Origin of the sequence: Pseudomonas peli (assembly GCF_900099645.1) — a bacterium.
GTDB classification, from domain to species: Bacteria; Pseudomonadota; Gammaproteobacteria; order Pseudomonadales; family Pseudomonadaceae; genus Aquipseudomonas; species Aquipseudomonas peli.
In genome coordinates this window covers 1078524-1102324 of sequence record NZ_FMTL01000001.1, presented here as the reverse complement: position 1 = coordinate 1102324, position 23801 = coordinate 1078524, and the positions used below count along the sequence as shown (strand labels likewise).

Genomic DNA, 23801 nt, shown 5'->3' with positions numbered 1-23801 from the left:
GCTCCCCGTAACGGCTTTTTTGCCGTGTTTATGCAAACCGAAAGCAAAGCACATCCACGCGTGGGTGCATGTTTTTGCTGGCGATCTGGAAAAAGGCGCGCATCATATCAGCTCGTCTGGAGCTGGTGAATTTATGACCGCTCGGACAGTTTATGCACGGCCAGAACAAGGAGCGAAACGATGACTGCACGGGCTCTTATCAGCGTTGCCGATGGTGTTGAAGACCTCGAATGCGTAACCCTGATTGATGTACTGCGGCGGGCCGAGGTTGAGGTGGTGGTGGCCAGTATCGAAAGCCGACGGATGATCACCTGTGCCCGTGGCACGCGATTGACCGCCGATACCATGCTGGTCGACGTTCTGGCCCAGCCCTTCGACCTGATCGTGTTGCCCGGTGGCATGCCCGGCGCGCAGCACCTGGCCGAGCACGAACCGCTGGCCGAGCGGGTACGCGAGCAGGCCAAGGCCGGCAAGCTGTTTGCGGCCATCTGCGCGGCGCCCGCCATTGCCCTGCAGCAGTACGGCGTGCTCAGGCAGCGGCGCATGACCTGTTATCCGGCGTTCAGTGATCGGCTGAGCGGTTGCGTGTTTGTCGATCAGCCAGTGGTGGTTGATGGCAACTGCATCACCAGTCAGGGCCCCGGTACCGCCCTGGCGTTTGCTCTGACCCTGGTCGAGCAGCTGTGCGGCAAGGCCGTGCGCAAGCAGGTCGCTGAGGCCATGTTGGTCAGCTAGTCGTTACTTCGCTCGGGCCCTTGCGGGTGCAGATGGTCACGTTTGGCCAGCTCGGGGAACAAACGCATCCACAGGCCTGTGACCAGGATCGCCCCGACGCCACCGATCAGCACTGCCGGTACGGTGCCGAACCAGGCCGCGCTGACCCCGGCGCGGAAATCGCCGAGCTGATTGGACGCACCGATAAATAGGCCGTTGACCGCGCCGACGCGGCCGCGCATCTCGTCCGGGGTTTGCAGCTGCACGAAGGCGCCGCGAATCACCATGCTGATCATGTCCGCTGCGCCCAGCACTACCAGCGCTGCCAGGCTGAACCAGAGTGAGGTGGACAGGCCGAAGCCGATGGTCGCCACGCCGAAGATCGCCACCGAGGTAAACATCACCGGGCCGACCCGCCGCTCAATGGGAAACCGCGCCAGCCACAGCGACATCAGCAGCGCGCCCACTGCTGGTGCCGAACGCAGCAGGCCGAGGCCCCAGGGGCCGGTGAGCAGGATGTCCTTGGCAAACACCGGCAGCAGTGCGGTGGCGCCACTGAGCAGCACCGCCAGCATGTCCATCGACACCGCGCCGAACACGGCAGGGCGGCTGCGAATAAAGCGAAAGCCGGCCAGCAGTGAATCCAGCGAGACCTTCTGTTTCAGCGGCAGCTGGCGCGCCGGCAGGCTGAGCATCAGGCTCAGGGCGCAGCCATATAACAGCACGGCCGGGCCGTAGACCCAGTGCGTGCCGAGCGCATAGAGCAAACCGCCCAGCGCCGGCGCGATGATGGTGGCAGCCTGCATGGCCGATGCGGAGGCTGCCACGGCGGCGGGAAACAGCCCGGGCGGCACGATATTCGGTAGCAGAGCTTGGGTGGTCGGCATCTCAAAGGCGCGGGCGGTGCCGAGCAGAAAGGCAATCACGAAGATCATTTCGCGGCTGATACCGCCGGCGCTGCTGCCCAGCAGCAGGCCCAGCGCAATCAGCCCCTGTGCGCCCTGGCAGAGCGCTGCCACCTTGCGCCGGTCGAAACGGTCCGCGACATGCCCGGTGAGCAGGATAAACAGGATCTTCGGCAGAAATTCGATCAGCCCGACCAGGCCGAGGTCCAGCACGTTGCCGGTCAGCGTATACATCTGCCAGCCAATCGCCACGGTAATCATCTGGAAGCCGCTGGCCGTGAACACTCGGGCGAACCAGAAGGCCAGGAATGGACGGTGCTGACGGAGCAGAAGCTGGGACATGGCCGAAAAGGCTCGAGCGATAACTGGGGGAGGTGCAGCCTAGGGGCTTGGTGTGAGCTTGCACAAGCTGCCAGGGGCAGATTGTGTCTGCGCGCAATGCTTGTGGCAGCCGGTCGCGCGACAATCGACCACAGCTGAACTTGCACCTGCAAACGCTACTCTCTTTACATGCAATGACCCGCGTCAACACCTTCGACGCGCGGTTGTGAGGGCTTTGCCCAGCTCGCTAGTTGCCTCACCCAGAACAATAATCCCCCGACTGATTGCTTGTGACTGGCATGTGCGCCCGTGGCCGTGCCCCGTATCACCTGACTGAGGAAACGCCATGTTTGGATTGGAGGCTCTCGACCTTGCTCGAATCCAGTTCGCTTTCACCATCTCCTTTCACATCATCTTTCCGGCCATCACCATTGGCCTGGCCAGTTACCTGGCGGTGCTCGAAGGGCTGTGGTTGAAAACCGGGGAGGCGGTGTACCGCGACCTGTACCACTTCTGGGCGAAAATCTTTGCGGTCAACTTCGGTATGGGTGTGGTTTCCGGCCTGGTTATGGCCTATCAGTTCGGCACCAACTGGAGCGCGTTTTCCGACTTTGCCGGGGCGGTCACCGGGCCGCTGCTGACCTATGAAGTGCTCACCGCGTTCTTCCTCGAAGCGGGTTTCCTCGGCGTGATGTTGTTCGGCTGGCACCGCGTCGGCCCTGGCCTGCACTTCTTCTCCACGGTGATGGTGGCCATCGGTACGCTGATTTCGACCTTCTGGATTCTTGCCTCCAACAGCTGGATGCACACCCCGCAGGGCTTCGAGATTATCGACGGTCGGGTGATCCCGGTGGACTGGTTCGCCGTAGTGTTCAACCCTTCGTTCCCTTATCGCCTGGCGCATATGGCCACGGCGGCATTCCTCGCTACGGCGTTCTTCGTTGGCGCCTCGGCGGCCTGGCATCTGCTGCGCGGCCGCGACAACCCGGCGATCCGCAAGATGCTGTCGATGGCCATGTGGATGGCGCTGCTCGTGGCGCCGATTCAGGCAGTGATTGGCGATTTCCACGGTCTGAATACCCTCAAGTACCAACCGGCCAAGATCGCCGCCATCGAAGGCCACTGGGAAAACCATGGCGATGAGCCGACTCCGCTGATCCTGTTCGGTTGGCCGGACATGGAGCGAGAAGAAACCCGCTTCAAGATCGAGATTCCCGCGCTCGGCAGCCTGATCCTGACCCACAGCCTGGACAAGCAGGTGCCGGCACTCAAGGAGTTCGCCAAGGAAGATCGGCCTAACTCAACCATCGTGTTCTGGACCTTTCGGATCATGGTCGGCCTGGGCATGCTGATGATCCTCACCGGACTTTTGGGACTGTGGCTGCGTGCGCGCGGCAAGCTGTTCCAGAGCCGGCCGTTCCTGCATCTGGCGGTGTGGATGGGCCCGTCGGGGATCATCGCCATCCTCGCCGGTTGGTACACCACGGAAATCGGTCGTCAGCCTTGGATTATCCACGGCCTGATGCGCACCGCCGATGCCTCGTCCGGGCACAGTTTTGCGCAGATGAGCCTGACCCTGATCCTGTTCGTGGTGGTGTATTTCGCCCTGTTCGGCGCGGGTATCAGCTACATGATGCGCCTGGTGCGCAAAGGCCCGATCACCGATGAAGGCAAGGAACCCGCCGAGGGCGGCCCGGGCCAGAAACGCACGCCGTCCCGTCCGCTGTCCGCGCCCGAAGAGGGCCTGGAAGAAGGGCCGAATGAAGAGCGTGGCGACTCACTGGCTGAGAGGAATTGAATATGGGCATTGATCTCTCGCTGATCTGGGCTGTGATCATCGCCTTCGGGGTGATGATGTATGTGGTCATGGACGGCTTCGACCTGGGCATCGGCATCCTCTTCCCCTTCGTCAAAAGCGAAGGCGAGCGCGATGTGATGATGAACACCGTGGCACCGGTCTGGGACGGTAACGAAACCTGGCTGGTACTCGGTGGCGCGGCGCTGTTCGGCGCCTTTCCGTTGGCCTACGCAGTGGTGCTCAGCGCGCTGTACCTGCCGCTGATCTTTATGCTGCTGGGGCTGATCTTTCGCGGCGTTGCCTTCGAGTTCCGCTTCAAGGCCAAGCCGGCCAAACGGCATATCTGGGACAAGGCGTTTATCGGCGGCTCGCTGACCGCGACCTTCTTCCAGGGCGTGGCGCTGGGGGCCTATATCGACGGCTTCAAGGTGGTCGATCGGGTCTATGTCGGCGGCGCGCTGGACTGGCTGACGCCGTTCTCGCTGTTCTGCGGCCTGGCGCTGATTGCCGCCTACGCTTTGCTCGGCTGCACCTGGCTGATCATGAAGACCGAAGGCCGCCTGCAGCTGCAGATGCACGATATGGCACGGCCGCTGGTGTTCGTACTGCTCGGCGTCACCGGTATCGTCAGCCTGTGGACGCCACTGGCACATGCCGACATCGCCGAGCGCTGGTTCAGCATGCCGAATATCTTCTGGTTTATGCCGGTGCCACTGCTGGTGCTGCTGTGCACCTGGGCGCTGCTGCGCGCGGTGGCACGCAACGCCAACTACTCACCGTTTCTGCTGACATTGACGCTGATCTTCCTCGGCTACAGCGGCCTGGGCATCAGCCTGTGGCCGAATATCATCCCTCCGTCGATCAGCATCTGGGAAGCCGCTGCGCCGCCGCAGAGCCAGGGCTTTATCCTGGTCGGTGCGCTGTTCATCATCCCATTCATTCTGATGTACACCGCCTGGAGCTATTACGTGTTCCGCGGCAAGGTCACTGAAGAAGATGGCTATCACTAAGGTGCAAGTGATGAACGATGTAGAAGAGAAAAAGCCGCTGTGGCAGCGGCTCGGCTGGCTGGTAGCGATCTGGGCCGGCAGCGTGCTGGCCCTGGGTGCGGTGTCCTATCTGCTGCGCCTGTTTATGCAGGCGGCGGGGATGGGCACGCCGTAACAGCGGTGCTTATTTGATCGCTTTAAGCACTACAAACTTCGGTGTGGCCGCCATTTGTTCTACGCCACGGAACAGGCGTTTCAGCTTGGCGTGATAGCCCAGGTGGCGGTTGCCGACTATCCACAGTTCACCGCCGGTTGCCAGCGCTGCGCGGGCCTGCTGGAACATGCGCCAGGCGAGAAAGTCGCCGACCACCTGCTGCTGGTGGAATGGCGGGTTGCACAGCACCAGATCCAACGAATCCTCTGCCTGCTCGGCCAGACCATCCCCCGCACGAATCTCTACCGGGCGTTCGCCCAGCGCCGCGCGCCAGTTTTCCTGCGCCGATTGCACCGCCATATACGACTCATCCACCAGGGTCAGCTCGGCCTGCGGGCTGCCCAGGGCATAGGCAATGCCGAGTACACCGTTACCGCAACCGAGGTCAGCCACGCGCACGCGGCTGAGGTGTTTGGGCAGGTGTGGCAGGAAGGCACGGGTGCCGATATCCAGGTCTTCGCGGCAGAACACGTTGGCGTGGTTAAGCAGCTCGATGGCCGGTTTTTCCAGGCGATAACGCGTGGGGTAGGGCGATACGGGTGCGGCTTTGGCTGCCGGCGTGGCAAACAACAGGCGGGCTTTTTTCACCGCCAGCGAGGCCTGCACTGGACCGATATATTTCTCCAGCAAATCACCGGCGGCGCGCGGCAGGTGTTTGACCATCGCTGCGGTCATCACTTGGGCGCCAGGGGTGAGCTGGCCGTGCAGGCGAATCAGTTGCTCCTCCAGCAGCGCCAGGGTTTTCGGCACGCGAATCAGTACCACGTCAAACGGCCCCTGCGCGACTGCGCTGGCCGGCACAAACGTTACGGCATCCGCCGGCAACTGATTGCGCAGCAGGTTGACCTGCAAACCCAGGTGGCCGAGGTGTGAGTCGCCACTGCTGGTCACGTGCGCCTGCCCAGCGAGGCTGGCCGCCAGTGCGCCGAAGCTGTCATTCAGCACCAATACCCGCGCGCTGCTCGCCAGCCCTTGTTCATGCAGATGGTTGAGCAGGTACTCGTCCGCCGCATCGAACGCCTGCAGCGGCTCGTGGGGCTGGTCGGGTTGGCGAAGCAGGTCGAGTTGGGCGAACGGGGTGCTGAACACAGGCATGGAAAACTCGGGTGGCAGGCCGCAAGGGCGCGATAGAAAGTGCAGTTGGTCGCTATTGTCGGTGCAAGTGCCGGAAAAGTCTCGGAACTGAGAGCTGGTTCAGCAAATCGCAGTTGTGCCGCACGCGGCTTTACCGAAGAATGCCGCCCCCTTGCGGATCTGCTCAGTCGTTTCTGATACCGCTGAGTCAGCAAGGTCGGCATTCAAATAATAACCAGGCCCCGAGCATTACGCCCGGCTGCGATCTGGTAGCGCCTGATGATCAGGACCGTGCAGCACTCTGCCGCGTCCAGCGAATCATCCATAGCCCACACCCCCACTCAATGAGGCCTGCCCATGCAGGCTTCACGGCGTTCTATTTGCAAAAAGGTATGTTCATGTTCAAGTCCATGTTGTCTTTAACCTTCACTGCGTTGTTGGTCGCGGCAAGCCCGGCCCAGGCGGAAGGCAAGGCTCCAATCGTTATCAAGTTCTCCCATGTGGTGGCCGAGAACACGCCCAAGGGCAAGGGCGCACTGCTGTTCAAGAAGCTGGTGGAAGAGCGCTTGGCCGGTCAGGTGGCGGTCGAGGTTTACCCGAACTCGACGCTGTTCGGCGATGGCGAGGAGATCACCGCGCTGCGCGAGGGCAAGGTGCAGATGCTGGCCCCTTCGCTGTCCAAGTTCGAGGCTTACACCAAGCAATTGCAGGTGTTTGACCTGCCGTTTCTGTTCGACGACCTGGAGGCGGTCAAGCGCTTCCAGAAGCGTGACAAGAGCCGCGAGCTGCTGCATTCCATGTCCAACCAGGGCATCTACGGCCTGGCCTACTGGAATAACGGCATGAAGCAGCTGACCTCCAACCGCGAGCTGCGCAAACCCGAAGATGCCAAGGACCTGGCCTTCCGTATCCAGCCCTCGTCGGTGCTGGAAGCGCAGTTTGGCCAGCTTGGCGCCAAGACCGTGAAGATGCCGTTCGCCGAGGCATTCAAGGCGCTGCAGGCCGGCACCATCCAGGGCACCGAAGGCCCCTGGTCGAACATCGCCAGCCAGAAGGTCGACACGGTGCAGCCGTTTATCAGCGAGCTTAATCATGGCTCGCTGAGCTATATGCTGATCAGCAGCAAGGAGTTCTGGACCAGCATCCCTTACAAGACCCGCACCGAACTGGAAGCGATCATCGAAGAGGTCAGCTACTCGGTGAACAAGGATGCCGAGACGCTGAACAACAATGATCGCGAGCGCATCATCGCCGCCGGCCATGCCAAAGTGGTGACCTTGACCGACGATGAACGTGCCGCCTGGCGCGCCGCACTGAGCCCGCTGTGGAAGACCTATGAAGCGGAAATCGGCGCAGATGTGCTGCGTGCCGCTCAGGCCGTCAACCGCCGCTAAGCGCGGGCTTAGGGCAAAGCCAAGAGCCCCCAGGTTTTACCGGTGTTTGTTCGGTGAGCGTTGCGCCACACTGGGCCTGCGCAATCTGCATAGGCCCGGTATACGTATGACCAGTGACGACAAGTACACGCGGCAAACCCTTAGCTCTATTCAGGTCTGGTCACCCAGCCTGTTCAGCCTGCGTTGCACGCGTGATGCGGGCTTTCGCTTTCGGGCCGGGCAGTTCGCCCGTCTTGGCGTAGAAAAGGCCGACGGTTCGGTGGTCTGGCGCGCCTATTCGATGGCCTCGGCGCCCCATGATGAGTTTCTCGAGTTTTTCTCCATCGTCGTGCCAGGCGGCGAGTTCACCTCCGAGCTGAGTCGGCTAAAGGTCGGCGACAGCCTGCTGGTGGAAAAACAGGCGCTGGGCTTTCTCACCCTGGATCGCTTTGCCGATGGCCGTGACCTCTGGCTGCTGGCCAGCGGGACGGGGCTCGCGCCGTTTCTATCGATCCTGCAGGGCTTGGAGGTGTGGCAGCGTTTCCAACGCGTGGTGCTGGTGTACAGCGCGCGCACGGCCAGCGAGCTAGCCTATCAGCCTCTGATTCACGGACTGATGCAGCAGGAACATTTGCAGGAATACGCCGATCGTTTCACCTATCTGCCGCTGGTCACCCGCGAGCAGGTGCCCGGTTGTTTGCATGGGCGCATCACCACCTTACTGGAACGTGGCGAGTTGGAGCGGGCGGCGGTGCTGAGCCTGGAACCTGAACATTCGCGGCTGATGATTTGCGGCAACCCGCAGATGATTGACGACACCCGCGCGCTGCTAAAACAGCGCGACTTGCAGCTCAGCCTGACCCGACGGCCGGGGCAGGTGGCGGTAGAGAATTACTGGTAGCAGTTAGCAGGCAAACTTAAGGCTCCCTCGGGAGCCTTTATCAATGCTTGCCTGGTGTTATTCCTTCGTTTGTTGGGTCCTGAGCAGGTCGCGGATTTCGCTGAGCAGCTCCTGGTCCTTGGTTGGGGCCGGTGGTGCTGTCGGAGCGGCTTCTTCTTCGCGCTTGAGTTTGTTGAGCACCTTGATGCCCATGAAAATGGCGAATGCGACGATCAGGAAGTCGAGCACGGTCTGGATAAATTTGCCGTAGGCCAACACCACAGCAGGCAGATCGCCTTCGGCAGCCTTAAGGGTGATGGCCAGATCAGTGAAGTCCACGCCGCCAATCAGCACGCCCAGCGGCGGCATCACCACGTCACCAACAAATGACGAGACGATCTTGCCAAAGGCCGCGCCGATGATGATGCCCACGGCCATGTCGACCACGTTGCCCTTGACCGCAAAGGCTTTGAATTCACTGATTATGCTCATGCTGCGTTCCCTGGTAGGTGAGGTTGCGCTGAGTGTAATCCAGCACGCTCCGTTTGCCAGCTACTTATCAGCCCGGGTAATGGACTTCGGGCAGCGACTCGAACGCAGGTTTAGCCAGCAGGTAGCCTTGGAACAGTTCCACCCCCATGTCGCGTAATGCGTGCAGTTCACCGATGCTTTCGATGCCCTCGGCAATCACCCGGATATTCAGCTTGCGGCACATCTGCAGGGTCGCTTCGACCAGGATCTGCCGCACGCTGTCTTGCTCGATATTGCGGATCAGCTGCATGTCCAGCTTGATCAGGTCAGGCTGAAAGTCGGCCAGCAGATTGAGCCCTGCATAACCCGCGCCGAAGTCATCAATCGCCGTCATAAAGCCCTGTTTGCGGTACGCGCGCAGAATGCCGGTGAGGTGGTCGATATCCAGCACCTGCTCCTGTTCGGTGACCTCGAAGATGATCCGCTCCAGCGGGAAGTTGAATCGCGAAGCGGCCTCCAGCGTGGCGCGGATGCAGGTCTCGGGTTTGTACACCGCGTTGGGCATGAAGTTGATCGAGACCATGGCCGGCACTTGCAGCTTGGCTGCCCATTCCAGGGCCGTAATTCGGCAGGCTTGGTCGAACGGATACAAATTATCCGCGTTGAGCTTGCTCAGCAGGCTGCCAGCGGACTCACCGTTTTTGCCCCGCACCAGCGCTTCGTGGGCGAATATGGTGCCTGTACTCAGGTTGATAATGGGCTGAAAGGCCATGCTGATGGGAAATCCCAACCCTTGGCCGTCACGGCAAGCCGAACATCCTGATGTCGTACTCATAACCTGTTCTCGTAAGTGGTTCCTGATGCTTGGGCAAAGATAGCAGAAGTCGCTCTCCATCCGTGCAGCTGGACCGTTTCGGCAGAGCCCGCGCGACTGGGCTAGGCTCAAGGGGAATCCGCCACGAGGATGCCGTTATGCCACTGGAACATCATCCGCTGCACCGCGAGTTTCCCGAGTTCAAGACGCAGCTGCATACCTTGCTGTCCAGCAATGGGCATTTCGCTCGCTTGGTCGAGGAGTATGAAGAGCTGGATAAGCGCATCTATGAGGCGGAGAGCGGGCGGGTGGCCATGGATGAGATGCTGCTGCTGGGCCTGAAGATGCAGCGCGTCAGTCTCAAGGATGAATTGGCCGATTTCCTTAGCAGCGCGTAATAACGGTATTGCGTTGATCCGGGTCAAGTGCGGGGCTCGGTTCGAGGGATAGTCTGCAAACAGTGACTATCTCAGAGGGCTACCCGCATGCACGTTGAACACCATCCGCTGATCAAGGATTTCCCCGAACTGCGCGGCGCGCTGCATGAGCTGCGTCTTGGCGATGCCAACTTCGCCCGCCTGGCGGACACCTACGAAACCCTCGATAAACGCATCTGCCGGATCGAGGCGGGCAGCGAACTGCTGTCTGATGAGGCGCTGCTGGCCCTCAAGCAGGAGCGGGTTGGCCTCAAGGATGATCTCGCGCGCCGTCTGAAACGAGCTGCCGGGCAATGTTGTGGCTGTGGTAACGGTTGCAAGGGATAGCTGCGCGGGACTGTAAATATATCCAGCTATTTCGTATGATCCGGGCTCAGCGTTTATAGGAGTCCGGCATGGCCAAGGCCAAGCGCATGTATGGCTGCACCGAGTGCGGCGCCACCTTCCCGAAATGGGCCGGCCAGTGCGGCGAATGCGGGGCCTGGAATACCCTGGTGGAAACCCTGCTTGAAGCCAACGCAGCCACCCCCAGCGGCCGCGCCGGTTGGGCGGGTGATCAGGTGCAGATCAAGACCCTGGCCGAGGTCAGCGTCGAGGAGGTGCCGCGTTTCTCCACGGCCTCTGGCGAGCTGGATCGCGTGTTGGGCGGCGGTCTGGTAGACGGGTCGGTGGTGCTGATTGGCGGCGACCCTGGCATCGGCAAGTCGACCATCCTGCTGCAGACCCTGTGCAATATCGCTACGCGCTTTCCTGCGCTGTATGTCACCGGTGAGGAATCCCAGCAGCAGGTGGCCATGCGCGCCCGCCGCCTGGGCTTACCGGAAGACAAGCTCAAGGTGATGACTGAAACCTGCATTGAAAGCATCATCGCCACCGCGCGGGTGGAAAAGCCCAAGGTGATGGTGATCGACTCGATCCAGACCATCTTTACCGAGCAGCTGCAGTCGGCACCTGGCGGCGTTGCCCAGGTGCGCGAAAGTGCGGCGTTGCTGGTGCGCTTTGCCAAGCAGAGCGGCACGGCGATTTTCCTGGTCGGCCACGTGACCAAGGAAGGCGCACTGGCCGGACCGCGTGTGCTTGAGCATATGGTCGATACCGTGCTGTATTTCGAGGGCGAGTCCGATGGCCGCCTGCGCCTGCTGCGCGCGGTGAAGAACCGCTTTGGCGCGATCAACGAGCTGGGCGTATTCGGCATGACCGACAAGGGCCTGAAAGAGGTCACCAATCCTTCGGCGATCTTCCTCACCCGGGCCCAGGAAGAAGTGCCCGGCAGCGTGGTGATGGCCACCTGGGAAGGCACCCGGCCGATGCTCGTGGAGGTGCAGGCGCTGGTCGACACCAGCCATATGGCCAACCCGCGCCGCGTCACCCTGGGCCTGGATCAGAACCGCTTGGCCATGTTGCTAGCCGTATTGCATCGGCATGGCGGCATCCCTACCTATGACCAGGACGTGTTTCTCAACGTGGTGGGCGGGGTCAAGGTGCTGGAAACCGCGTCCGATCTGGCGCTGATGGCTGCAGTCATTTCCAGCCTGCGTAACAAGCCGCTGCCGCATGACTTACTGGTGTTTGGCGAGGTCGGCCTGTCCGGCGAGATTCGTCCAGTGCCCAGTGGTCAGGAGCGCTTGAAGGAGGCGGCCAAACACGGCTTCAAGCGCGCCATTGTGCCCAAGGGCAATGCGCCAAAAGATCCGCCGCCAGGGTTGCAGGTGATTGCCGTTACGCGCCTGGAGCAAGCGCTGGATGCGTTGTTCGAGTAAGAACCTGTTTACGATCTGCTGCGCGTCGACCATCCGGTGTTAAAAACAGCCTCGGAATGCTCATTTACAGCTCGTAAACTGCGCGTGATTCGCTTCGCTCAGCCTGCGGGTCAGCCGTTGGCTGTTACTCCGCTGCGCTGCGTTTCTCGGCTGTTTTTGCCTTGTCTGGCTCTAGCTCGCGAAATCGTAAACACGTTCTAAATCTGCTCAGGCAGGATGAAAAAAGGAGGCCGAGGCCTCCTTTTTTATTCGTCTTCGCCGAGGGCGGCGAGTTCGCGTTCCAGCAGGCTGTCATCACCGAGGTTGAGCTCCACCAGGCGGCGCAGGTGGCTGATCGAGTCGAGGTCGATATGCCGGCAGACAAAACCGAGCAGGTCAGACTGAGTACGTGTCAGCACCACTTCCATCCGCACACGGGTGTCATCGGCCAGTTGGATGTTGGCCTCGAATGGCTGATTAGGGTCGCCATTCCAGCCGTTTGGACGCTTGATTAACAGACCTTTCAGCGACACGTCATGCAGTTCGACCGCCCAGCGTCGTTCCCCTTGCACGATCTCGGTGGGGGCGTCGAAAGCGATGCGGTGAAAGCGCCGACGCTCATTGGCTGTTTCGCTCATGCAAAGAAACTCCTGCGAGGTTTTATCCACTATAGCCAAGGCTGCTGCCGCTGGCTTGGTTTTATCGCTGCTGAGGGTGGTTCGGCAGGTATAAAAAAGCCCGCCAGGAGGCGGGCTTTTCAGCAGCAGCCGATGTTTAGTTGCCGTAAACCGGGAACTTGGCGCAGACCGCTTTGACTTGCTCGCGCACGCGCGCTTCGACCGATTCGTCGCCCAGATTGGCGAGGATCTCGCAGATCCAGCCAGCCAGTGCGCGGCACTCGTCTTCCTTGAAACCGCGGGTGGTCACGGCTGGGGTGCCGATGCGCAGGCCGGAGGTGACGAACGGCGAACGTGGGTCGTTCGGCACGCTGTTCTTGTTCACGGTGATAAAGGCGCGACCCAGAGCGGCGTCGGCATCTTTACCGGTGATGTCCTGCTTGATCAGGCTGAGCAGGAACAGGTGGTTCTCAGTACCGCCGGAGACCACGTCGTAGCCGTTCTCGATAAACACGCTGGCCATGGCCTGGGCGTTCTTGATCACTTGCTGCTGGTAGGTCTTGAACTCAGGCTGCAGGGCTTCCTTGAAGCACACGGCCTTGGCGGCGATAACGTGCTCCAGCGGGCCGCCTTGGCCGCCTGGGAATACCGCGGAGTTGAATTTCTTCTCCAGCGCTTCGTTGGCGCGAGCCAGGATCAGACCGCCGCGCGGGCCGCGCAGAGTTTTGTGAGTGGTGGTGGTAACCACGTCGGCGAACGGCACTGGGTTCGGGTACACACCCGCAGCCACCAGACCGGCCACGTGTGCCATGTCGACGAACAGGTAAGCGCCCACTTTATCGGCGATGGCGCGGAAGCGTGGGAAGTCCAGCACCTGCGAGTAGGCGCTGAAGCCGGCAATGATCATCTTCGGCTTGTGTTCAACAGCCAGGCGCTCAACTTCGTCGTAGTCGATAAGGCCGGCATCGGTGATGCCGTACTGCACGGCGTTGTACATTTTGCCGGAGAAGCTGACGCTGGCGCCGTGGGTCAGGTGGCCGCCGTGTGCCAGGCTCATGCCCAGTACGGTGTCACCGGTTTCCAGCAGGGCCAAATACACGGCGCTGTTGGCTTGCGAGCCGGAGTGCGGCTGGACGTTGGCGTAATCGGCGCCGAACAGCTCCTTGGCGCGGTCGATGGCCAGCTGCTCAACGATGTCGACGTATTCGCAACCGCCGTAGTAACGCTTGCCTGGATAGCCTTCAGCGTACTTGTTGGTCAGTACCGAACCCTGGGCTTCCATCACCGCTGGGCTGGTGTAGTTCTCCGAGGCGATCAGCTCGATGTGATGTTCCTGGCGCTGGGCTTCTTGCTCCATCGCGGCAAACAATTCGGCGTCATAACGGGCGATAGTCAAATCACGGCTGAACATAGCATTCCCCTGAGAAAATCAGCTGGGCGGTAGAAAGAGGGGGCGAATTCTACCTCATCCGCACTAAACAGGCATATGAAGCGTGGTCATCTGACGGACAAGCGGGGCTCATGCACGCCGGCGATTCAGCTCAGCATAAACAGGGCGGTGCCGGTAAACAGCGCGGTGAACTGGTGGGCCGGCATTGGTCTGCCCAGTAGGAATCCCTGCACTTCGTCGCAGTCGTGGCCGCGCAGGAAATCCAGCTGGGCCAGGGTTTCCACACCTTCGGCGATTACCGTGAGGTTCAGGCTGTGGGCCATGGCGATGATCGCGCGCGCGATTTGTCCGTCCTGTTCGCCATGCGGCAGGCCGTCGACAAAGCTGCGGTCGATCTTCAGCACGTCGATCGGGAATTGTTTGAGGTAGTTCAGTGAGCTGTAGCCGGTGCCGAAATCGTCGATGGCGATAAACACCCCCAGCTGCTTCAAGCTGCTCAGGGTTTGCATGGCATTGGCCACATCTTCCATCAGGATGCTTTCGGTCAGTTCCAGCTCCAGGCAGGCGGCGGGAACACCGCTCTGCTCAAGGATCTGTGCAATCCGCTGATGCAGGTCGCCTTCGGCAAACTGGCGTGCCGAGAGGTTGACCGAAATCTTCGGCACACGAATCTTCGCCTCGTGCCATTCGGCCAGTTGCCTACACGACTCGCGCAGCACCCAGTCGCCAACCTGGACCACCAGGCCCAGTTCTTCGAGTACCGGAATAAAGTCACTGGGCGGCACCAGGCCGCGCTGTGGATGCTGCCAGCGCAACAGCGCTTCGGCGCCAGTCAGGCGTTTGCCATCGCCGGAGAATTGCGGTTGGTAGAACAGCTTGAACTCGCCCTGTTCGAGGGCGTGGCGCAGGTCGCTTTCCAGCTCCAGGCGCTGTAGGGCGCTGGCGTTCATGTCGGCCTGGTAGAACTGGAAGTTGTTTTTGCCGCGTTCCTTGGCGTGGTACATCGCCGTATCGGCGTTCTTCATCAACTGGCTCAGCTCGTTGCCATCCTGCGGACTCAGGGCGATACCGATACTGGCGGTAACGAAGAACTCGCGGCCTTCGAGGATAAACGGCTGCGCCAGGCTGGCAAGAATCTGCTCGCCAACGTGGATTGCGCGGGTCAGTGCTCCTTCACGCTGCGCCTGGGATTGCAGCAGTAAGGTGAACTCGTCGCCGCCCATGCGCGCCACGGTGTCGTCGCTGTCCACGCAGGCGCGCAGGCGCACGGCGACTTCCTTGAGCATGCGGTCGCCGGCGGCATGACCTAGGGAGTCGTTGATCGGCTTGAAGCGGTCGAGATCGAGGAACATCAGCACCACCCACTCCTGATGCCGCTCACCGTGCTGCAGGGCACTGTGCAGGCGATCCTGGAACAGCGTGCGGTTGGGCAGCTGGGTCAGGGCGTCGTAATACGCTAGGCGGTGGATACGCTGCTCGCTAGCCTTGCGCTCGCTGATATCGCTGAAGAAGCACACGTAGCTGACCAGGTCGCCTTCATCGTCCTTGACCGCAGTGATGCCGACCCAGGCCGGGAATTTCTCACCATTCTTGCGCTTGAGCCACACCTCGCCCTCCCAGCTGCCTTGCTGGTTGAGCTGTTTGATCACATAGGCCAGATGGCTGGCTTGCTGAGTGTCGGCGGTCAATACGCTCGGCAGCTGGTCAAGAATCTGCTTGGAGCTGTAGCCGCTGACCCGGCTGAAGGCGTTGTTGACCTGGACGATATAGCCCGCCGGGTCAGTGACCAGAATGGCCGCTGTGGAGTGCTCGAATACCGTGGCGGCCATGCGCAGGTCTTTTTCGGCGCGGCGCTGCAGGCTGATGTCGCGGCCAACGCCCAACAAACCTTCGAAACGGCCGCTGTCATCCCACATCGGCACCAGGCGCAGTTCCACGGGGATTTTCTGGCCATCCGCACGCAAGGCGTCAAAGACGAACAGTTGCGGCAGAAATTCGGCACGCAGTTCGGCCAGGCGCTGCGGGTCACCGAGGGCGTTGCGCACGCGGTCGAGCAGGGCGTAGAAACCGCTGAGCTGACGCGGGTTGGTGGCCAAACTCTGGAAGCCGTTGGCCAGCGCCCACTCGCTGTCATAGCCGAGCACCGGCATCACCGATGGGCTGACATAGTTGAGTTGCAGCTGGGCGTCGGTCGAGAAAATCACGTCGCTGATGCTTTCCGCCAGCAGGCGATAGCGTTGCTCGCTGGTGCGCAAGGACTCGCTGTGGGTGATCTGTTCGGTGATGTCCTTGGCCACGCCAATCAATCGGCTGACCCGGCCCTTGGCATCGCGCGCCAAGGCCTGCTCGCGGATATCGAACCAGTGCCAGCTGCCATCGCGGTGCCGCCAGCGCAACTCGAACTGCATCAACAGGCCATTGCCCAATACCTGCTGGATATTGCGCATGCGTTGGTACAACTCGACATCGTCGGGATGCAGGATCTTTTCCCACAGCCGATCACCGAGGGCACGCATTTCCGCCTTGCTGTAGCCCAGCTGCGGGCCGAGGTGGTTGTTGCTGTACATCACCCGCTTGCCGGCGATGTCGTGCACATAGATGGTGTCAGGTACTGCGTTGACCACATCGGACCAGAAGCGCTCACGCTCGATCAGTGACGTTTCGATGCGTTTGCGGTTGGTGATATCGCTGATGCTGAGGGTCACGGCCTGCAGGTCGTCGATACTCTCCGGCAGGCGCATCAATAACCACAAGTGGCGCTCATACCCTTGTGGCGTGGTGATCTGGCGCTCCATTTCTAGCTGACCGCTACCGCTGAGCAGAACACTGAGCAGCTGCATGCGGAAGCCTTCTGGGCGCAGCGGGCCGCTATTGAACAAGTGTTGCCAGGCCTGCTGGTTGGAGTCGACACCGAGGAGTTGCAGGGCCACCTGATTGGTTTCCGTCAGGCGTAGGCGCTGGCACAGCTCAATGTGATGTTGCGGGTCGACGTCCAGCCAGCGCTGCAGGCTGGCCATGTCGCGCAGTTGCTGTTGTTGCAGGTAGCGCTGTAACTCAGCCAGGTCGAGCACGCAAAGGGCGGTGCCGGTGCCATCGAAGATGTCCTGATAGCGTCTGCGGGTTTCCTGCAGCACGTGCGAGGCGTGCTGTTCTTCGGTGACATCGCGCAGCACCCAGACAAAGCCGGTGCGCTTGTTGTCTTCGCTTAAGTCGCTGCGGCTGATGTCATACAGATGAGTGACGCCGTTCTGCTGAATTTCTACCAGGTCCGGGCCAAGGTCGTTGTGCAGCGCGGTGTCGTGCAGCAGCAGCGGGTCGAGGCGTGGCAGCAGTTTCAGTAGGTGCCAATCACGCGCCTCATCGTTGCTCAACCCGAACATCGCTTCCGCTTGCGGGTTGAGGTACTGCAATTGGCCGCTGCTGTCGGTGACCAGCACGCGTTCTTCGATGGCGCCGAGTACGCTGGCTGCTTGCTGCAATGAGCGTCGTGAAGCGGTATTCAGTGCGTGCAGGTTGCGTTGTTCATTTAGCAGGCGGTACAGCGCCAACAGCGTGAGGGTGGCGCAGAGAATAAACAGCAGCAGCTTGCTGGCCTGCTGCGGCAGCTGTTGGGCGCGCAACTTGCGCTCGTTGAACAGCGCCCGCAGTTGCCAGTCGCTGCCTTTGAGTGGGGTTTCCAACATGCTCTGGTCGAGGTTTTCCGCCGTCACGGGCGGCGCGACGGCTGCATTTTGAATGCCTTGTGCCACGTTGCTGGCAATCACCCGCTGAGCATTGCGGTCTTCCAGTAGCCAGTGATGTTGGCTTTGATGGTGTTCATTCAGCCAACCGGTCAGTGCCTGGTTGGTCAGGCGCAATATCCAGAACCCGCTGGCCGTGCTGTCGGGGTTATGCCGCAGCAGCAGGTAGATACGCCCATGCTCGTTGGCACTGAAGGTATAAAAGAAACTGTCACGGCCACCCCGTTGCAGCAACTCTTCGAGGTACAACGTGTCGTCGGTGGGCGCATGGCTGTCAGCGATGATGCGGCCCTCGGCATTCAGCCAGGCCAGGCTGCGCAGCGTCGGGAATACGCCGCGCAGCGTGTGCAGCAGTTCTTCCAGCTCATCCGGGTTGTTTGGCGGCAGCACATGGGGCTGCAGCAGCGCCTGGCCGGCACTGGCTTTCAGCGCCATGTTCAAATTGAGGTGGTTGGCCAATTGCGAACTGTAGGCCAGGCCCAGTTGCCGCTGGTTGTCGAGCAGTTGCTGGGACTCCTGGCGCAGTTGCCAGAGCAGCAGCACCAACATGCTCAGCACCAACACCACCAGTGCGCCACGGGTCGGCCCACGCATCGTCGCAGCCGGCGGCGCGCCGGGAGTTCGCGGTGTGATTGGGGGCGTGACTGTTGGCAAAGACCTACATCCTGGCGGCTGGGCGGCGATGACGGTTCCTGGGGCGCAGAATGGCCGGCAGGCAGGGGGCGGCTAGCATGCCATAACCGTGGCAAAGTGCCAGCGCCGCCGACGAGCGTCGTTTGCCCTGCTCGGCGCATTCCGGTAGCTTTGCCGCACGCGCGCGTGGCTATATGAACAGGATGCTGCGCAGGTAGCGCCTGGCGGCTCCGTCCCCGCCGTTTAGCCTCAGGCTACACGCATCAGTTGGCGGCTTCTCTTTCGTTTCAACCCAGAACCAAGGTCATCATGGCTCAATACGTATACACCATGCATCGGCTCGGCAAAGTCGTACCGCCGAAGCGGGAAATCCTCAAGAACATCTCCCTGTCGTTCTTCCCAGGCGCGAAGATCGGCGTACTCGGCCTCAACGGCTCGGGTAAATCTACCCTGCTGAAAATCATGGCGGGCGTCGACACCGAGTTCGACGGCGAAGCCCGTCCGATGCCGGAGCTGAATATCGGCTACCTGCCGCAGGAACCGCAGCTCGACCCGAGCAAAACTGTGCGCGAAGTGGTTGAAGAGGCCGTGAGCCAGATCAAGGACGCCCAGGCGCGTCTGGATCAGGTCTACGCCGCTTATGCCGAGCCGGATGCCGACTTCGACAAGCTGGCCGCCGAGCAGGCCAAGCTGGAAGCCATTCTGCAGACCAGCGACGGCCACAACCTCGAGCGTCAGCTGGAAGTCGCCGCTGACGCCCTGCGTCTGCCGGCCTGGGACGCCAAGGTTGAACACCTGTCCGGTGGTGAGAAGCGCCGCGTGGCCCTGTGCCGTCTGCTGCTGTCGGCCCCCGACATGCTGCTGCTCGACGAACCGACTAACCATCTGGACGCCGACTCGGTGGCCTGGCTGGAGCACTTCCTCCACGACTTCCCAGGCACCGTGGTCGCGATCACGCACGACCGTTACTTCCTGGATAACGTCGCCGGCTGGATTCTCGAACTCGACCGCGGCGCCGGTATTCCTTACGAAGGCAACTATTCGGGTTGGCTGGAAGCCAAATCGGATCGTCTGGCTCAGGAATCCAAGCAGCAGTCGGCCCATGAAAAGGCCATGAAGGAAGAACTGGAGTGGGTGCGCAAAGGCGCCAAAGCCCGTCAGTCCAAGTCCAAGGCGCGTCTGCAGCGTTTCGAAGAAATGCAGTCGCAGGAATTCCAGAAGCGCAGCGAGACCAACGAGATTTACATCCCGGTTGGCCCGCGTCTGGGCGACAAGGTCATCGACTTCGTTAATGTCAGCAAGGGTTACGGCGACCGCGCGCTGATCGATAACCTGTCGTTCAGCATGCCCAAGGGCGCCATAGTCGGCGTGATCGGCGGTAACGGTGCCGGTAAGTCGACCCTGTTCCGCATGCTGATGGGCAAGGAGCAGCCGGACTCGGGCAGCATCGAGATCGGTGAAACCGTGCAGCTGGCCTGCGTGGACCAGAGCCGCGACGATCTCGACGGCAGCAAAACCGTGTGGGAAGCCGTGTCTGGTGGTTCCGACATGATCAAGATCGGCAACTATGAAGTACCGTCGCGCACCTATGTTGGGCGCTTCAACTTCAAGGGTGGCGACCAGCAGAAGTTCGTCAAGGACCTCTCCGGTGGTGAGCGCGGCCGTCTGCACCTGGCGTTGACCCTGAAAGAGGGCGCCAACGTGCTGCTGCTGGACGAACCGTCCAACGACCTCGACGTGGAAACCCTGCGTTCGCTGGAAGAAGCGCTGCTCGACTTCCCGGGCGCCGCCATTGTGATCTCTCACGATCGTTGGTTCCTGGATCGCGTGGCGACCCACATCCTGGCGTACGAAGACGACTCGCATATCGAGTTCTTCGAGGGCAACTACACCGAGTACGAAGCGGATCGTAAAAAACGCCTGGGCGACGCAGCTGCGCAGCCGCACCGCGTGCGTTACAAGAAGCTGGCGCAGTAAGCCAGGTTGCAATAAAAAAACGGGGCCGAAAGGCTCCGTTTTTGTTTGCCGGCTCCGCGTGCAGCGCGTGAGCAAGTACTGATCTGCGACAGTGTTTGGCGCCAGCACGGGAGCACACTGAATGCAGCGCTCCCGAGGACTGCCTTCATGCCTGCTTTCGACCCCCATATCGCCCTGTACACCTTGGTAAACGAATACAGCGCCCGCGCCAATGCGATCCGCCAGGATCTGGCGCGTATGCATTCGGCAGGTTTTGCCGAGCAGGCGCAGCAGCGGCAAAACGATGACGTGCTACAGACGCTGCTGGCCGAAGCCGAGACCGGGTTGCGCCAAGTCGGCCTCGCCAAGCTGCGCCTGGCTGAGGGGCGTTACGGCTTGTGCTTGCGCTGCGGTGAGGCCATCAGTGCGGCGCGGTTACAGGTGATGCCCGCGGCAGAGTGTTGTCTGGCCTGTGCCGATGCGCGCGAACGTTGAATGCGCGTCTACATCGGCGGGCAGCAATCCCTCCGCGAAGTTGCGTTTGCGCCGGCTAGTCGACGCCACGACCGGCAGCGTGATGACGTACCGTCAGCCACGCTCTGCTAAGCGCGGGTGCAGTGGTGTGGCACTTGGCGAGATTTGCCGAGTCAGGACGCGCCTTTTGGCTTGTGGATGCGGGCCGATGCGGCCATGATTTCCACCAGGCCCCCGTCCAAGGATTTCCAATGCCAGACTCCGTCGCAGCCCATTTGCGGTTGGCACCTGAAGCACTTACCCGTCCCTTTTCCCCTGAGCAGTTCAACTTCACCAATACCGAAGACCTTGAACCCTTCCGTGGCGTATTGGGCCAGGAACGCGCCGTCGAAGCACTGCAGTTCGGCGTGGCGATGCCGCGCCCCGGTTACAACGTGTTTGTCATGGGCGAGCCCGGTACCGGGCGTTTCTCCTTCGTCAAACGCTACCTCAAGGCTGAAGCCAAGCGCCTGGAGACCCCGGCTGACCGGGTGTACGTCAACCATTTTGACGAGCCGCGCGAGCCGCGTGCACTGGAATTGCCGTCCGGCACTGCTGGCGAGTTTCTCGCCGACATCAACGGCCTGATTGATAACCTGCTGGCGACCTTCCCGGCGGTGTTCGAGCACCCCTCGTTCCAGCAGAAGAAAAATGCCATCGACCGCGACTTCAACAAGCGCTACGACCAGGCGCTGGATGTGGTCGAGCGTCTGTCGCTGGAAAAGAGCGTCGCCCTCTATCGTGACAGCAGCAATATCGCTTTTACCCCGATGCTCGATGGCAAGGCGCTGGATGAAGCCGAGTTTGCCCAGCTGCCGGAAGCCGAGCGCGAGCGCTTCCATGCCGATATCGCCACCCTGGAAGAGCGCCTCAACGAGGAGCTGTCCAGCCTGCCGCAGTGGAAGCGCGAGTCGAGCAACCTGCTGCGTCAGCTCAATGAAGAAACCATCACCATTGCCCTGCAGCCGCTGCTCGCGCCGCTGTCGCAGAAGTACGCGGAAAACGCCGGGGTCTGCGCCTACCTGCAGGCGGTTCAGGTCAATCTGCTGAAAACCGTGGTTGATCAACTGGTCGAGGTAGAGAAGGCCGATGCACAAACCCGCAAGCTGCTCGAAGAGCAGTACTGCCCGAGCCTGGTAGTCGGCCACCACGCCCAGGGTGGCGCACCTGTGGTGTTCGAGCCGCACCCGACCTATGACAACCTGTTTGGTCGTATCGAATACAACACTGACCAGGGCGCGCTCTACACCAGCTACCGCCAGCTGCGCCCCGGAGCGTTGCACCGTGCCAACGGCGGTTTTCTGATTCTTGAAGCAGAGAAGATGCTCGGCGAGCCGTTTGTCTGGGATGCGCTCAAGCGCGCCCTGCAATCGCGCCAGCTGAAGATGGAGTCGCCATTGGGCGATCTCGGCCGCATTGCCACCGTGACCCTGACCCCGCAGATGATTCCGCTGCACCTCAAGGTGGTGATCATCGGCTCGCGTCAGCTCTATTACACGCTGCAGGACCTCGATCCGGACTTCCAGGAGATGTTCCGCGTCCTGGTCGATTTCGATGAAGACATCCCGCTGGCCGACGACAGCCTGGAGCAGTTCGCCCAGCTGATGAAGACCCGCACCTCGGAAGAGGGCATGGCGCCGCTGACTGCGGCGGCCGTGGCGCGGGTGGCGACCTACAGCGCGCGCCTGGCCGAGCATCAGGGACGTTTGTCGGCGCGTATTGGTGACCTGTTCCAGCTGGTTAGCGAAGCTGACTTTATCCGCAGCCTGGCCGGTGACGAAGTGACCGACGCCGGGCATATCGAGCGCGCGCTAAAGGCCAAGGCCACCCGCACGGGTCGCGTATCGGCGCGTATCATCGACGACATGCTGGCCGGTATCATCCTGATCGACACCGCCGGCGCGGCCGTGGGCAAGTGCAACGGCCTGACCGTGCTGGAAGTCGGCGATTCGGCCTTCGGTGTACCGGCGCGGATTTCCGCCACGGTGTATCCGGGTGGCAGCGGCATCGTCGACATCGAACGCGAGGTGAATCTCGGCCAGCCGATCCACTCCAAGGGCGTGATGATCCTCACCGGCTACCTGGGTAGCCGTTACGCCCAGGAATTCCCCTTGGAAATCTCCGCGAGCATCGCCTTGGAGCAGTCCTACGGCTATGTCGACGGTGACAGCGCATCCCTCGGTGAGGTCTGCACGCTGATCTCGGCCTTGTCGCGAACGCCGCTCAAGCAGTGCTTCGCCATTACCGGCTCAATCAACCAGTTCGGTGAAGTGCAGGCGGTGGGTGGGGTCAACGAGAAGATCGAAGGCTTCTTCCGCCTCTGCGAAGCGCGCGGCCTGACAGGGGAGCAGGGCGCGATCATCCCACACTCCAACGTCACCACCCTGATGCTTGATGAGCGGGTGCTACAGGCGGTACGTGCTGGGCAGTTCCATATCTATGCTGTGCGCCAGGTCGATGAGGCGCTGAGCCTGCTGGTCGGCGCGGATGCCGGTTCACCGAATGAGCAGGGCCAGTTCCCGGCGGGCAGCGTCAATGCGCGGGTGGTTGAACGCCTGCGTGATATCGCTGCCATGGGCATGGAAGAGGACGACAAAGAGGAGCCGAAGAAGGAAGAACCGGCTGCTGCGGCCAAGGAGAAGAAGCCACGGGCGAAAAAGCCGGCGGCTGAATGACCGCCCGGCTGCGACAATTCGCCCGGTGGCTGGTCAGTCACTGAGCGAATTGCGCCGCCGGCCCGTGCGCCTAGCTCAGGCCGGCTTTTCCTCACTTCATCCACACAGTTATCCACAGCAAGCGGGGATAACTGTTGGCTTCCCAGTGGCGCTCGCTCGGGTGTAGGCTGAAGACCTGCTCCTGAGAGGGTCGTCGCCATGGTGCGCAGCCTCAATCTCACCCGTCACTGCTTGGGCCTGGACACCCGTATTGAATGCGTGGTGTTGCCGCTGGCCGGTAACAACGGCCTTTGGACGCTGATTTGTGCGGCAGGCATGGCTGGGGCGCAGCCTTCCACGATTAAGGCACAAGGCCCATTCCACGGGGCTTTTGCTGCTGAAAGCATCCTTGTCGATATCGCTGAAAACCTGCAGGGCATGGGCTATGAGCAAGCCGCTGATGTGCCGATCTGGCGCCTGCATATCCAGGCGGAGTTGCGTCGCCTAAACGGTGATCGTGGCCATCCACTGCGCGACTGCCAGCGCCATCCAGACACCTGAGCAGGCGT

At 61.3% G+C, this 23801-nt stretch carries 20 protein-coding genes; 13 read left to right on the top strand and 7 right to left on the bottom strand.

Going from position 1 to position 23801, the window contains the following annotated elements:
* Positions 1-180: 180 nt before the first annotated feature.
* A complete protein-coding gene (locus tag BLO50_RS05395; protein ID WP_090249491.1) occupies positions 181-735 on the top strand; it encodes a DJ-1 family glyoxalase III in 555 nt (184 codons plus the stop codon).
* Here BLO50_RS05395 and BLO50_RS05390 read toward each other — a convergent pair.
* Positions 732-1961: an MFS transporter gene (locus BLO50_RS05390; protein ID WP_090249488.1), complete on the bottom strand. Its 1230-nt coding sequence runs from the start codon at positions 1959-1961 to the stop codon at positions 732-734. The genes BLO50_RS05395 and BLO50_RS05390 overlap by 4 nt on opposite strands.
* 325 nt (positions 1962-2286) lie before the next feature.
* Between BLO50_RS05390 and BLO50_RS05385 the strand changes: the two genes are divergently transcribed.
* The 3 genes from BLO50_RS05385 to BLO50_RS05375 are packed head-to-tail and all read left to right on the top strand — an operon-like array spanning position 2287 to position 4902.
* On the top strand, positions 2287-3738 hold the full coding sequence (locus tag BLO50_RS05385) for a cytochrome ubiquinol oxidase subunit I (RefSeq protein ID WP_090249486.1): 1452 nt from the start codon (positions 2287-2289) through the stop codon (positions 3736-3738).
* 2 nt (positions 3739-3740) lie between these two features.
* Entirely contained in the window at positions 3741-4748 is a 1008-nt protein-coding gene (gene cydB, locus BLO50_RS05380; RefSeq protein ID WP_090249484.1) for a cytochrome d ubiquinol oxidase subunit II, read from the top strand.
* A gap of 10 nt (positions 4749-4758) precedes the next feature.
* Positions 4759-4902: a DUF2474 domain-containing protein gene (locus BLO50_RS05375; protein WP_090249480.1), complete on the top strand. Its 144-nt coding sequence runs from the start codon at positions 4759-4761 to the stop codon at positions 4900-4902.
* 9 nt (positions 4903-4911) lie between these two features.
* Here BLO50_RS05375 and BLO50_RS05370 read toward each other — a convergent pair whose 3' ends face one another.
* Complete coding sequence (locus BLO50_RS05370; RefSeq protein ID WP_090249477.1) at positions 4912-6036, bottom strand: methyltransferase; 1125 nt, start codon at positions 6034-6036, stop codon at positions 4912-4914.
* 377 nt (positions 6037-6413) lie between these two features.
* Between BLO50_RS05370 and BLO50_RS05365 the strand changes: the two genes are divergently transcribed.
* Positions 6414-7409, top strand: a complete 996-nt coding sequence (locus BLO50_RS05365; protein ID WP_090251268.1) for a DctP family TRAP transporter solute-binding subunit — start codon at positions 6414-6416, stop codon at positions 7407-7409.
* Between the two features lie 106 nt (positions 7410-7515).
* Positions 7516-8289, top strand: a complete 774-nt coding sequence (locus tag BLO50_RS05360) for a ferredoxin--NADP reductase (protein WP_090249474.1) — start codon at positions 7516-7518, stop codon at positions 8287-8289.
* Positions 8290-8346: 57 nt separating this feature from the next.
* Here the strand turns inward: BLO50_RS05360 and mscL are convergent, their stop codons facing one another.
* Both mscL and BLO50_RS05350 read right to left on the bottom strand, forming a co-directional pair.
* Positions 8347-8760 carry a large-conductance mechanosensitive channel protein MscL gene (gene mscL / locus BLO50_RS05355; RefSeq protein WP_090249471.1) on the bottom strand — a complete coding sequence of 138 codons (414 nt, stop codon included), beginning with the start codon at positions 8758-8760 and terminating at the stop codon, positions 8347-8349.
* Between the two features lie 67 nt (positions 8761-8827).
* Complete coding sequence (locus BLO50_RS05350) at positions 8828-9574, bottom strand: EAL domain-containing protein (protein WP_090249468.1); 747 nt, start codon at positions 9572-9574, stop codon at positions 8828-8830.
* 137 nt (positions 9575-9711) lie between these two features.
* Here BLO50_RS05350 and BLO50_RS05345 point away from each other — a divergent pair, with 137 nt between their 5' ends.
* From BLO50_RS05345 to radA, 3 genes are all read left to right on the top strand, one after another.
* Complete coding sequence (locus BLO50_RS05345; protein WP_090249465.1) at positions 9712-9951, top strand: HP1242/YdcH family protein; 240 nt, start codon at positions 9712-9714, stop codon at positions 9949-9951.
* A gap of 87 nt (positions 9952-10038) precedes the next feature.
* Entirely contained in the window at positions 10039-10317 is a 279-nt protein-coding gene (locus BLO50_RS05340; RefSeq protein WP_090249462.1) for an HP1242/YdcH family protein, read from the top strand.
* A 68-nt stretch (positions 10318-10385) separates the two neighbouring features.
* Positions 10386-11750, top strand: coding sequence for a DNA repair protein RadA (radA, locus tag BLO50_RS05335; protein ID WP_090249458.1), 1365 nt, complete (start codon positions 10386-10388; stop codon positions 11748-11750).
* A gap of 245 nt (positions 11751-11995) precedes the next feature.
* Here the strand turns inward: radA and BLO50_RS05330 are convergent, their stop codons facing one another.
* The 3 genes from BLO50_RS05330 to BLO50_RS05320 all read right to left on the bottom strand — a co-directional run bounded on the left by BLO50_RS05330 (position 11996) and on the right by BLO50_RS05320 (position 18070).
* Positions 11996-12367, bottom strand: a complete 372-nt coding sequence (locus BLO50_RS05330; RefSeq protein ID WP_090249454.1) for a PilZ domain-containing protein — start codon at positions 12365-12367, stop codon at positions 11996-11998.
* A 136-nt stretch (positions 12368-12503) separates the two neighbouring features.
* Complete coding sequence (glyA, locus tag BLO50_RS05325) at positions 12504-13757, bottom strand: serine hydroxymethyltransferase (protein WP_090249451.1); 1254 nt, start codon at positions 13755-13757, stop codon at positions 12504-12506.
* A gap of 125 nt (positions 13758-13882) precedes the next feature.
* Positions 13883-18070: a bifunctional diguanylate cyclase/phosphodiesterase gene (locus BLO50_RS05320; RefSeq protein ID WP_090249448.1), complete on the bottom strand. Its 4188-nt coding sequence runs from the start codon at positions 18068-18070 to the stop codon at positions 13883-13885.
* Positions 18071-18418: 348 nt separating this feature from the next.
* On the opposite strand from BLO50_RS05320, the gene ettA reads away from it, so the two are divergent.
* From ettA to BLO50_RS05300, 4 genes are all read left to right on the top strand, one after another.
* Positions 18419-20086, top strand: coding sequence for an energy-dependent translational throttle protein EttA (ettA, locus tag BLO50_RS05315; protein ID WP_090249445.1), 1668 nt, complete (start codon positions 18419-18421; stop codon positions 20084-20086).
* Between the two features lie 147 nt (positions 20087-20233).
* On the top strand, positions 20234-20560 hold the full coding sequence (locus tag BLO50_RS05310) for a TraR/DksA family transcriptional regulator (protein ID WP_090249442.1): 327 nt from the start codon (positions 20234-20236) through the stop codon (positions 20558-20560).
* Positions 20561-20790: 230 nt separating this feature from the next.
* A complete protein-coding gene (locus tag BLO50_RS05305) occupies positions 20791-23253 on the top strand; it encodes a Lon protease family protein (protein WP_090249440.1) in 2463 nt (820 codons plus the stop codon).
* Positions 23254-23451: 198 nt separating this feature from the next.
* Positions 23452-23793 (top strand): PA4575 family protein, encoded by a 342-nt coding sequence (locus tag BLO50_RS05300; protein ID WP_090249438.1) that lies wholly within the window; start codon positions 23452-23454, stop codon positions 23791-23793.
* Positions 23794-23801 lie beyond the last annotated feature (8 nt).